The sequence below is a fragment of the Fluviicola sp. genome, assembly GCF_030151805.1.
GTDB lineage: Bacteria > Bacteroidota > Bacteroidia > Flavobacteriales_D > Crocinitomicaceae > Fluviicola.
Map to the genome: position 1 here is coordinate 1 of NZ_JASLCN010000247.1, position 12,500 is coordinate 12,500.

Sequence of the window (12,500 nt, forward strand, 5' to 3'; positions counted from 1 at the left end):
TGAAGAAAAAGCAGCTGCTTTCAAGCTTAAATTCCCTGTAAAACCACCCTGATTTTGATTTGAGCAAACTGTTCTGATAATGAATTGCTTAATGATTTTGTGGATCATTCTTGTTAGAAATAGAATTGGTCGATTAAACGGGTTTAACCAATTGTTGTTGAATTATTTAAATGTTTTTGACATTTATTTTACGATCAAGCAACCGATGGGTAAAAAAAACGTTTTTAAGACACCACAACAAGTAATTATGAAAAAGATTATCTTAATATTCACATTGGTTTTGATGTCGGGAAGTATGCTGAATGCTCAGGTAACATTATGCCTTGGTCAGGACGCTACCGTTTGTGCAGGTCAAACCGTTCAGATTACAAATTGTTCAGGAGGAAATCCGGTAATAAGCGCCGGAATTACTTTGGATAATGCGACTACTATTCCCCAATTACCGGATGATTGGTATTCTGCACAGATTCCGATCGGATTTACATTCAATTTTTATGGAACAAATTACACGCAATGTGTTATCGGGTCAAATGGTCTCGTAAGTTTCAACGCCGGGAATGCAAACAACTCTTGTCCATGGTCATTGGTTGGAATGGGAACTTTACCATCAACAGTAAACCTGGCTACAACCAGAAACTCTGCGATGTTGTTTTATTCGGATATCAATCCTTCTCAGGCACCCATCGGACCAATCAAATACCAAACGATCGGTACAGCTCCGAACCGGAAGTTCGTAGTTCTTTATGAAAGTGTGAATGCTTTTCAATGTCTGAATACCTGTTATTACGGAGCGTTGGTTTTTTACGAAACGACCAATGTTATTGATATGATGATCGGTCAGAAACCTGACTGTTCTACATGGAATGGAGGACTGGCGATTCAGGGACTTCACAATGGAGCAGGTACAACTGCAACAATTACTCCCGGAAGAAACAATACCGTTTGGAATGCTAACCAGGATGGAAAACGATTTACTCCGGTAGCTCCGAATAACACATCTAATTATGCGGTTAATACAGTTCAATATTATACCGTAACATCCACTTCGAATAACTCAATTCAATGGGCGAATACGCTGGGGGCAACGTTCCCTTATAACGGTGGAGTATTGAATATTACAACGATTCCACCGGGAACAACCGGATACTACTTAACGGCTACAGCTTGTAATGCAGCTGTTGGAGGAGTCAGTGACACTTCCTTTATCACGCGCCAGGTGGTAGCAGGAACGACAACAGCAACAACGGATTATTGTTTTGGCGGGGTTGGTTCTGCAACCGTAACCCCAACGCAAGGATCGGCACCATTTACGTTTAGCTGGTCTCCCGGAGGGCAAACAACACAAACTGCCACGAATCTTGTTGCCGGACCATATACCGTCCAGATTACCGATGCAATGGGTTGTACGGCGAATGTCAATGTAAACGTTCCGAATACGAATGCAGCTTTCTCAGGTACATCCACATTAGTGAGCTGTCCGGGAGGAAATGATGGAACAGCCACGGCTACCATGACTCCGGTACTGGGAACAGTTTCTTATAATTGGTACGATGCAGGTGGGCAGACAACACAAACCATTACAGGATTGACCGCTGGAACCTATCATTGTGAAGTTTCTTCAACAACCGGATGTATTGATACGGTAGAAGTGGTTGTAACAGAAATTCCGGGAATGGTTGCAACCATTACCAATCAGCAGGATGTAACGTGCAACAGCGCGAATGATGGAATCATTGAAGTGAGTGTTGTAAACGGCACAGCACCTTATGCATATTCCTGGAGCGCGTCGGCTTCAACAGGACCTTTGGCAAATGATCTGTTTGCGGGAACACATACAGTTACCATTACCGATGCAAAAAATTGTGTAATCTCTGTTACAGCAACGATCGGTGAACCGACTCCTTTAAAAATTGTCAGCATTACTCCCGATATAACCATTTGTCCGGAAGCATCCACTACATTGAATGTTCAGGGAACAGGTGGTAACGGAAATCAGTATTATATCTTTACCTGGAGAGAAAATGGAACGGTAATCGGAACCGGAGCTTCAATTACAGTTGATCCAGCAACAAATGCAACGGTTTATTGTGCGGAATTAACGGAACAATGTGGTTCTCCGTCAACGGATTCCTGCCTGACGATTAGTTTTCCGGTAAGCATTATTCCGAATTACGTTGCGGATAAACCCTATTCCTGTCTTCCGGGAGAGTTCACATTCCTGAATAACTCCAACAACAGTTATGAAATTGATTCTGTTGTAGCGGATTTCGGAAACGGAGATACGCGAACTTTCTACGGAAACAGCGATTTAACTTACACGTATACATCAGCAGGAATTTATACGATTACTGTTATTACCACTTCGATTCACGGATGTGTTACAACAAATACTTTCCCTGGAATTGCAACTGTGATTGCGAATCCGAAAGCTGATTTCTCGATGTCTTCCAATCCAACGACGATTTTTGAAACTGCGGTCAAAATGCAGGATAAATCGAGTCCGGGAGTTGTCAACTGGAGTTGGTACTCGCCGGGAGCTACTCCGAACAACAGCACTGCTCAGAATCCGACGTTCCATTATCCGGAAGGCGTTGTGGGAAATTATGAGATTCGATTGGTTGTAGAAACTGCCGAAGGTTGTGTGGACACTACAAAACGCATCCTCAATGTAATCAGCGATATCATTTTCTACGCTCCGAATGCATTTACGCCTGATGGAGACGAATTCAATCAAAGCTGGAAATTCTACATTTCAGGAATTGACGAATACAACTTTGAATTGATGATCTTCAATCGCTGGGGAGAAATCATTTGGGAAACACACGATGTAAACGCGGCTTGGGACGGAACATACAACGGAAGCCCTGTTCCGGCGGGATCTTATTCATGGATTGCACGGGTAAAAGATATTTACACGGATGCGAAAAAAACATTTAATGGCGCAATTAATGTCTTGAAATAATTACCGACTACTTTAATTATACGAGAGCTCTGACTTCTATTAGTCAGGGCTTTTGTTGTTATTTAAACCTCATGTTCAAACGTATTTATGTCGAAAATGAGTCGATTCAATGATGCTCATTGGTGAATTATTTGAAAGCAACATGCCGGAATGAGGGGAATCTTTTGTAATTTTTCGGCTCTCAAAAACTAGCGACGATATATTTTTAACCTGAATTCGATTAGATCTCTTATCGGAATCAGGTGTTTTTTAATTGAAATCCAGTATGAAAAAAATAGGCTTTGTATTGATTTTGTCAATGCAATCAATTGCAGGTTTGGCACAAGTTGCAAAAGACTCTGTAAAACAACGAATCACGATACCTGAATTAAAAATCAATTTTAATAAATCAGGCACTCATTATTTCAAAGGAACATTTTTAAGTCAGACCTGGCTCAGGTATTCAGACTTCAACCCGGGAACAACCGTTGACGGAACCCCGAAGTCCAATTACACGGATATCGGGATCAGAAGATGGCGCGTTCAGGCTTTCGGGCAATTAACGGACCGGATTTTCTTCTATACACAGTTCGGTCAGAACAATTTCAGCTTTTTGCAACCCAGGGGAACCGGAGCATTTTTGCACGATGCGGTAACGGAATTTAAAATCGCGAAACAAATTCACATTGGTGGAGGTTTGACTGCCTGGGGCGGAATGTCGCGTTTTTCCGCACCGGCAGTAGCAAATATTATGGGCCTGGACGCACCGATCTATCAGCAGGCAACGAATGGAATTGATGATCAGTTTGCCCGTAAATTATCCGTTTATGCAAAAGGTGAATTAGGAGCTTTGAACTACCGGGTTGCGCTTAGCCGACCGATGTCGGCACGAAACAGTACGGTGCCAATTCCTCCGGTTAACCCGGTTTCAAACTTCTCCACAGAAGCTCCGGAAATGCAAACCTCCGGATACGTATTCTGGCAGTTTTTTGATAAGGAAACAACTGCAGTTCCATACATGAGCGGAACATACCTGGGAAAGAAGAAAATTCTGAATCTCGGAATCGGATGGGTGCAGCAAAACAAAGCAATGTGGCATACGGGAATTGACGGAGATACGGTTCGTACGAAAATGCTTTTGCTGGGAGCAGATGTGTTTGCAGATCTTCCGATCGGGAAGAAAGGAGCAGCTTTGAATGCGTATGTGGCCTACAATAATTTTGATTTCGGGAAAAACTATCTGCGGATGAATAACGCGATGAATCCGGCAAATGGTGTAAATGCAGCATCAGCTTCTTTGAACGGATCAGGAGTTAATTTCCCGATGGTGGGAACCGGAAACATCCTTTTCGCCCAGGTTGGCTACAAATTTAAAGACGATCTGCTTCCCGGAAACGGAACCTTATTGCCATATGTCCAAATGCAATATTCGCAATTCCAGGTTTTAAAAGATGCTGCTGTGATGTGTGAAGGCGGAATCAATTGGCTGATTCACGGAACACATGGTGGAAAACTAACACTTGCACTTCAGAACAGACCTGTATTTGCAAGCAATTCCGGCGGTGAAGCGGTTCAAACAAGCAGAAAGAACATGGTGGTAATGCAATATCAAATTTCTTTTTAACCTTTTTCACTTTTCGCGTTATAGCGGTAACATCACAAACAACATGAAATATTTTAGCGTTCTAGCATTCTTTCTTTCGTTTTATTTCCATGGCAAGGCACAAAGTGTTCAGCGTTGCGATTCTGTTCCAACTCTGAATACGGAGATATTGACAGTTCTAAAACCGTACATGGGAAAGAAACTATTGAGAGGAGAATGCTGGGACGTTTTGAGTTTAGCCTTAAACGAAACACATGCAAATTGGAATGGTTATGATGTGTTCGGAACTCCGTATGATTATAAAAAGAACTGCATTGCTCCCGGTGATCTGATCGCGTTTAAAGGAGTCCGGTTTAATGGTGTAAAAAACGGAGTGAAGTATTTCGAAACAATGGAAAAGCATTTTGCCGTAGTCAAAGAAGTAAAGCCAAACGGAGAATTAGTCCTCTGGCATCAAAACACCGGAAATTTCGGCCGGAAATTAGGTGAATCCAGTATTTTTTTAACCGATTTGAAAAAGGGGAAAATGCAGTTTTTTCGACCTGTCAATTAGTCTACACGCATTCTGATCCGCCATTCCTTCGGGTACAGATTGTTGAAACGGTTGCCCAAATGTTTGATCCATCCAAGTTTGGTTCCTTCAAATGAAACCGTATTGAATCCTTGTGTTCCGTTTAGCTGGAAGGTTTCACCTTTCAAATAATGCAAGGCTTCGTCTTTACTCAATTCGATGTTGGGAATTTGAGAGGAAAGCAGCCCTTCACTCAATGCCAAAGCTTCATTCGGAATCAAACCTTTTCTGGAAATCTCTCCGAGTTCCGTTCCCAGTTTGATGATGCGGAGTTTGGTATGCAGATTTTCAATGAGTTCCAGTTTTCCGCCTGGAACAGCAAAAAGGTAATTGTTCCATTGCACAAATTCCGATTTATCGGTAGAAACCCATTCGTTCATCCAACTTTCCGCTTTGATTCGGGTCAATGAACTTTTCTTTTTGGATTTGTTTTTTTGAATGCGTTCTTCACCCGGTTTCCGGATCACAACGACGTAAAAACCTTCTGTTTTGAGTTCGGATGGAAGTGCATAATGCCCGATTCCGTTTCGTCCTTTTTTAGCAAAAGGAATATCCGGTGAAACCAGTTCGGAATTCGTTTGATCGAGAATCCATTCCACATTGGCTTCATTTTCCTGCTCGTTGAACGTACAGGTGGAATAGATGAGGTAACCGGTTGGTTTCAACGAATCCCAGACATCCATAACAATTCTTTTCTGTCGTGCCGCACATAGATTGACCGATTCAACCGACCATTCATTCCGTGCTTCCTGGTCCTTGCGGAACATTCCTTCCCCGGAACAAGGAGCATCAATCAAAATGCAGTCAAATACATGGTTGAGCGTTTCAAAATCCGATGGATCGTTGTTGCTCACAAGGGTGTTTTTAGCGCCCCATTTGGTCAGATTTTCTTTCAGAATGCGTGATCTGCCCTGAATTACCTCATTTGCCAGAAGCAGACCGTTTCCCGAGAGGAAGTCGGCTATGAGTGTACTTTTTCCTCCCGGTGCAGCACACAAATCCAGAACGATCGGATCTTCGGGCAATGAAAGCTGGCGGAAAATGCAGTCGATAAATTGCGAACCTGCTTCCTGCGGATAATAGCGACCACCGTGAAAATGCGGATCAAGCGTGAAAACCGGTCTTTCTTTCAGGTAAAACCCGTTCTTCGACCAGGGAATTGTTTCCAGGTCAGAGAAAACAGAAGGACCTTTGAGTGAATTGATCCGGATAGCGACCGGTTGCTCATCGTTCAAAGCATCCAGGAGGGAAGTTCCCAAAAAAGTGTCTTCACTGACACGTTTCACAAATGCTTCCGGAAGTTCAATTTTTTTCATGGTCTCACAAATGGTAATCGCGCATTTGCACTGATGCTCTGATCGGCAAATTGCTTGTTTTCTGCCAGGAATTTTCCTGCGATGGCAATCATGGCGGCGTTATCCGTGCAATACTCAAATTTAGGAATATACACATTCCAGCCAAGTGTTTTTCCTTCTTCCATCAACCTGTTTCTCAACCCTGAATTTGCTGAAACACCGCCTGCAATAGCAATTTCGTTGATTCCGGTATCTTTTGAAACTTTTTTCAATTGCTTGAACAAGATCTCCAAAATCGTGTCCTGGATAGATGCACACAAATCAGCTTTATTCTCTTCGATGAATTGCGGGTTTTTGGCAACTTCCTTCTGAATGAAATAAAGTACAGAGGTTTTTAATCCGCTGAAACTGAAATTGTATCCGTCAACTTGCGGCCTGGAAAAGGTAAACGTTTTCGGATTGCCTTCCTTCGCATAACGATCAATCAATGGTCCGCCCGGATAAGGAAAACCGAGAATTTTTGCCGTTTTATCAAAAGCTTCGCCGGCTGCATCGTCAATGGTGGAACCCAAAACAATCATTTCAACAGGAGAATTCACCCGGACCAATTGGGTATGTCCGCCGGAAACTGTTAAACAGATAAACGGAAATTTCGGAATCGGGGTACCTTCGTTGATAAAGTGAGCCAAAATATGCGCGTGCATGTGATGCACGGCAACCATCGGTTTGTTTAAGGCTAAACTCAAAGATTTGGCAAAAGCAGTTCCTACAACTAAAGAACCCATTAATCCGGGACCTTGTGTAAATGCGATTAAATCAATATCTTTCAGAGTAACGGAGGCTTTTTTTAAGGCTGCATCCACAACCGGAATGATATTTTGCTGATGAGCTCTCGATGCCAATTCGGGAACAACACCACCATACTGTTCATGGATCGCCTGACTAGCCGTAACATTGGATAAAATGGTATCATTTTTGAGTACAGCGGCAGAAGTATCATCACAAGATGATTCAATTCCCAGAATTACTAATGATTGTTGGCTCAACTTTGTTAATTTTGTATGTAATACATGGCAAAAGTACTCAAAATACTAGGTAGAATAGTAGGGATTTCTTTTGAATGGGTGCTTTTAGTACTCATCCTTTTTGCTTTTGCCATCCGTACAAGCCAGTTTCAGACTTATTTGGGAACCCTGGCAACCAATTTCTTATCCAAAGAATTGGATGCTGAATTCCGGATCGGGAAGATAGATGTGGTTTTTTTCGACAAAGTGTACCTCAAAGATGTATTTGTCCGCGATCAGCATGGCGATACGCTGGCTTCTTTGCAGCAAATCATGGTTCGTGTAAAAGATTTTGATTTGGGAGGAGATTACATCCACCTGAAAAGCGTTGGTCTTTTAAACGGAAGAGTAGGAATTGAACGCGATACAATCACCGGAGATTACAACTATGATTTTATTGCCGATTATTTTTCCGGGAAAAAATCCAGGAAGCCGAAATCAGAACCACCAAAGGTTACCGTCGACAATATCGATATCGAATGGGTGACCATTTCCTACGATGATAACCGGAAAAGTCACGGAACTTTCGGGATGGATTACGACCACCTGAAATTCAAGGATGTGATTTTGCACATAGAAGATTTCAAAGAAGAAAAAGGCGTTCTGGCCTTTCAATTAAAACATCTTCAAACACAGGAAAAATCGGGTTTTTGGCTCAAACGACTTTTTGCGAAGGCGATTATTAACCCACACAAGGGAATCTTGCTGAGTAACGTGGAAATCAATACTTCCCGATCGGATATTTATGCTTCCAGGCTCAACATGCTGATGAGCAGCCTGAAGGGATTCAACAGTTTTGAAGACAGTGTTGCCTTTGATGCGGTAATTGATTCTTCCAAAGTCAGTTTCTGGGATGTTGCTATTTTCGGTCATGCACTCGAAGGAATGAACGAAGTGGTTTCATTGAGTGCAGAAGTCACTAAAAAAGTAAAGGATCTGAGAATCGATAATATGGATTTGCGTTTCGGAACCCGGAGTGTGATTCGCGGAGATTATTCCTTGCCGGATTTCAGAAAGATGAGCGGATCGTCTTTCCATGAACAGATTGACTATGCGCTGATTGATTTTTCGGATGTTGAGGCCATCAAGCTTCCCAAAGATACCGGAATCAAACGGATGAACTTTGATGAGATGGTCGACCGGCTCCAATTTGCGGAAGTTCAGAATACCTTTGTCAAAGGATCAATTGATCAGTTTTCCGTTAAAAGTGACAAGCTTCAATCGGTTTTGGGATCGGTGCAGCTAGACAACGAAATTACCTTCTACAAACTGCCGGCAGGAGGTTATTCCTTTAATCGTACGCAAGACGCCAATTACGATATTGCGGTGGATAGTTTTAACCTGGGCAAATTTTTGGATAATCCGAACTTCGGAAGTGTATCCGGACAAGTTTATTTGAGCGGAATTGTAGGACAGAAAGACATGATTCGTTTGGAAACGCTGGAAGGTGAAGTGACCCGGTTCATGTTCAACGATTACAATTATTCGAACATTTCTGTTACGAATGGTTCATTTATCAATAACGTGTTGGACGCCAACCTGAAAGTGAATGATCCGAATCTGGATCTCGCGTTCAATGGTTCGATTGACGTATCTAAAATTCAGCATTTTGATTTCAAAGTCGGGATTGACAAGGCCAACCTGGGGAAACTGAATTTTGATTCGGATGAGAAATCGTCATTCACCGGAAACCTGGATATGGATTTGAAAGGAAATTCTCTTGAAACCTATGAAGGAATGATTCATGCAGACAGTATTGAGTTTGTAAAAGACGATAAGAAAATAAATCTTCCTCAGTTGGGGCTTTACATCGAACGGAACACTGAAAGTGATCGTTTTGAATTGAGAAGTGCCATTGTGGATGCAGATGTAAACGGGAAAATTAATTTCAATACCATTCCGATAGCCGTTAATAACGGACTTTCAGATGCCTTTCCGTCTTATTTCTCCCCGAAAAAATTCCCAAAAGGAACAGACTCAAAAGATCATTTCGACTTGACGGCAACGATCAAAGATTCTAAGGAATTTCTGGATATTTTTGCCCCCAACCTGGAAATAGCTTATGGTACGATTGTCAATGTAGAATTGGATTCCAGGGTGCATCATCAGATGCTGGATATTCAATCATCGAAGATCAAATATGACAAACTGATCAGTGAGAAAAGCGATGCTTTCCTGACCAATGTGGATTTGCACCAGGAATTTTCACAAGGTGAAGGTTCTTTGATTCTGAAAGCAGATAAAACGCAGCTGAGAGATTCCCTGGATGTGGAAAACATTCAATTGACAATGGACGGAACGAAGAACATCTATAAAACGGATCTGATCTGGAATAAAGAGGTGGAAAACACCTCCGATTTCGATTTCATTGTGGATGTCCGCGAAGAAGGCGAATTCGATATCCAGGTAAAACCGTCTTATTTCTCCGTGAAAAATAACCGTTGGGAAATCATGAATACGGCACAAATGGTTTATTGCAAAAATCATTTGGAGATCAATCACCTGATGCTGGAGCGCGATAACCAGTTCCTGGCATTGAACGGCGTGTTGTCTGAAGATCCGGAAGATTACCTGACAGTCAATGCACATGAATTGCATGTAGAAGAGTTTTCCTCGTTGTTGGGAATCGGGATTAAAATGGAAGGAAATCTTGACGGAACAGCACGTTTGGCAACACCGTTTACCGATGTGCGTGTAGACGGGGATATGGTCCTGAAAGATTTGTTCCTCGAAGGACAGGAAGTCGGTGATGTACACGTAAATGGTATCTGGATCGACCTGGAGAAAAAAATCATTCTGAACGGGGATTTGAAATACAAAGATCTGCAAACCTTTGACTTCAATGGTTACGTCTTGCCATTCAAGAAAGACGATAATATCAACTTCGATTTGGAGTTCAAGGACATGAATTTATCCTTCGCAAATGCATTCATGGACCCGGAAGTGATTTCGGATATTGCAGGAAGTGTGAAAGGAGTCATTCACGCAACAGGAAGTATCGAAGAACCGATTATCAGCGGAAATATGCAGCTGAAAAACGGTGGGTTGCGGGTTGGAATCCTGGGAACACATTACAGTTTGAGCGGTCCGTTGAAGTTTGACGGGGAAAACGACGGTATTTACGGAACATTCCCTGTGCTGGACGATGAAGGAAACACAGCATATGCATTGGCAACGGTCTTCCACAATAATTTCAAGGATTTCTCTGCAAGTTTTGATGTGCTTTTCGATGAATCGGTCGGTGGATTCAGAGATCCGCTCAGCAAAAGACCGTTGAGCCCGACAAAGAAATTCATGGTATTGAATACAGGATATAAAGAAGGAACAATTTATTACGGAAAGGCGTATGCAACCGGAAATGCAAGTATTCTTTTCGAAAAAGGAAATACGGAAATCACGGTGAATGCGAAAACCGAAAAAGGAACGCATGTAGATTTGCCGTTGTATGGAGCGAAAGAAATCAGCGAATTTGATTTCATTGATTTCAATACTGATACGGCAAAGGTTAAGAAGAAACTGGATTTGACAGGAGTGGATCTGAAACTGAATATTAAAGCAACTCCGGATGCCAATATCCGCCTGATCCTGGATAATCAGACAAATGAAGAGATTCGTGCCACAGGTAGCGGTGATATCGGGTTGGAAGTAGATAATTTCGGACAGATCAGAATGACGGGACAATACGTGATTAACGACGGACAGTATGATTTTGTATTGAATCCGATTCGTAAAACGTTTGAACTGGATCAGGGAAGTAAGATTATCTGGTCGGGAAGTCCGTATGACGCAAGCCTGGATATCAAAGCATATTACAAAGTAAATGCGAGTTTGGATGAGTTGAACCGCGACCAGATCGGGGGATCTTCTACGACGAAATCGGAAGTGCGTTGTGTATTGAATATTACGCAGACACTTTCCAGTCCGGCCATTGCTTTGGACATCGAGGTGCCGAATGCGAGCGAATCCGGAAAAGAAGTATTGGCTAAAATCCGTTCCAACAAAGATGAAGTACAGAAACAGTTCTTCACCCTGCTGGTCATGAATCGTTTCCAGGGAGTTGGAGGAAACAACGGAAGTTACGGCGGTGTGGCGGAAGTAATCACCCAGCAGATTAACGCGGCACTTGATCAGTTATCGAAAGATGTGAAAATGAATGTCGGATACAATGATAATACGGTAACAGGAGATAAAAACTTTCAGTTCGGACTTCAGCGGGCTTACGGTGCGAAACAAAACATTATCCTGAAAACATCTTTGGGAGTTTCGAACAACACTTCTTCGGGAACGGCAACCAATTCACTCATCGGAAGCTTTAATCTGGATTATTTGATTAACGACGACGGATCATTCCGGATTTCGCTTTTCAACGAATCGAATGACAAGGGAATCCTGAGTAACAAGGATAAAGGGGAATTCACGCAAGGTGTCGGTTTGCACTACGAAGAAAGCTTCAACAATATTACCGAATCGCGAATCATTGAGTTCTTTACGAACTTGTTCAGAAAGAAAAACAAGGTCAACAACTCCAAACGCAAGAATCGTGTTCCGGTTGATTTTGTTCCCGGACAATCGCAGGCGGTGAATCCTGAAAAAGAAGAGAAAACAGAACCTCCGGTGAAAGAAGAGCAACCGATTCCGTAGTAATTACGAATTGCGGGTTCGAATTGCGAATTTTAGCTCATTTTCAGGGCTTCTATATCAAATTGGCAAAGTATCGTATTTCTTATTAGGTGATTCGTGTCACTTTAATTATTTTTACCGCCATTGAAAGAATCTATGAAAAAAGTTTTAATTGCGAATAGAGGAGAAATAGCGCGACGTGTCATCCGCTCATTGAAAAAAATGAATATTGCGACTGTTGCAATTTATTCAGATGCAGATGCGAATGCGCCGCACGTTTACGAAGCTGATGAAGCTGTTTATGTCGGGAAATCCCCGTCCTCCGAATCCTATTTGCAACAAGATGTTATTCTGAAGCATTGTAAAGATCTGGTAGTTGAAGGAATTCTCCCGGGTTACGGATTTT

The 12,500-nt window shown here is 42.3% G+C and carries 7 protein-coding genes; 5 read left to right on the top strand and 2 right to left on the bottom strand.

Annotated features, from left to right (window positions below):
• Positions 1-247 precede the first annotated feature (247 nt).
• The 3 genes from Q1V93_RS09555 to Q1V93_RS09565 all read left to right on the top strand — a co-directional run bounded on the left by Q1V93_RS09555 (position 248) and on the right by Q1V93_RS09565 (position 5,097).
• On the top strand, positions 248-2,962 hold the full coding sequence (locus Q1V93_RS09555; protein WP_300664122.1) for a gliding motility-associated C-terminal domain-containing protein: 2,715 nt from the start codon (positions 248-250) through the stop codon (positions 2,960-2,962).
• Between the two features lie 265 nt (positions 2,963-3,227).
• A complete protein-coding gene (locus Q1V93_RS09560; protein ID WP_300664124.1) occupies positions 3,228-4,565 on the top strand; it encodes a hypothetical protein in 1,338 nt (445 codons plus the stop codon).
• Positions 4,566-4,734: 169 nt separating this feature from the next.
• Positions 4,735-5,097, top strand: a complete 363-nt coding sequence (locus Q1V93_RS09565; RefSeq protein ID WP_300664126.1) for a hypothetical protein — start codon at positions 4,735-4,737, stop codon at positions 5,095-5,097.
• On the opposite strand, the gene Q1V93_RS09570 is transcribed toward Q1V93_RS09565, so the two are convergent.
• Together Q1V93_RS09570 and tsaD are read right to left on the bottom strand one after the other, a co-directional pair.
• Positions 5,094-6,431 (bottom strand): hypothetical protein, encoded by a 1,338-nt coding sequence (locus Q1V93_RS09570; RefSeq protein WP_300664128.1) that lies wholly within the window; start codon positions 6,429-6,431, stop codon positions 5,094-5,096. The genes Q1V93_RS09565 and Q1V93_RS09570 overlap by 4 nt on opposite strands.
• Positions 6,428-7,456, bottom strand: coding sequence for a tRNA (adenosine(37)-N6)-threonylcarbamoyltransferase complex transferase subunit TsaD (gene tsaD / locus Q1V93_RS09575; protein ID WP_300664130.1), 1,029 nt, complete (start codon positions 7,454-7,456; stop codon positions 6,428-6,430). The genes Q1V93_RS09570 and tsaD overlap by 4 nt, the downstream gene beginning before the upstream one ends.
• 24 nt (positions 7,457-7,480) lie before the next feature.
• Here tsaD and Q1V93_RS09580 point away from each other — a divergent pair, with 24 nt between their 5' ends.
• Together Q1V93_RS09580 and Q1V93_RS09585 are read left to right on the top strand one after the other, a co-directional pair.
• Positions 7,481-12,115 (top strand): translocation/assembly module TamB domain-containing protein, encoded by a 4,635-nt coding sequence (locus Q1V93_RS09580; RefSeq protein WP_300664132.1) that lies wholly within the window; start codon positions 7,481-7,483, stop codon positions 12,113-12,115.
• Positions 12,116-12,250: 135 nt separating this feature from the next.
• Positions 12,251-12,500, top strand: a 250-nt coding sequence (locus Q1V93_RS09585) for a biotin carboxylase N-terminal domain-containing protein (protein ID WP_300664134.1), incomplete at its 3' end; no start/stop codon positions are given.

Excerpts from the sequence above, each read along its gene's own strand:
- Q1V93_RS09555 (WP_300664122.1), top strand. The coding sequence starts at position 248 with ATGAAAAAGATTATCTTAATATTCACATTGGTTTTGATGTCGGGAAGT.
- Q1V93_RS09560 (WP_300664124.1), top strand. The coding sequence starts at position 3,228 with ATGAAAAAAATAGGCTTTGTATTGATTTTGTCAATGCAATCAATTGCA.
- Q1V93_RS09565 (WP_300664126.1), top strand. The coding sequence starts at position 4,735 with ATGGGAAAGAAACTATTGAGAGGAGAATGCTGGGACGTTTTGAGTTTA.
- Q1V93_RS09570 (WP_300664128.1), bottom strand. The coding sequence starts at position 6,431 with ATGAAAAAAATTGAACTTCCGGAAGCATTTGTGAAACGTGTCAGTGAA.
- Q1V93_RS09580 (WP_300664132.1), top strand. The coding sequence starts at position 7,481 with ATGGCAAAAGTACTCAAAATACTAGGTAGAATAGTAGGGATTTCTTTT.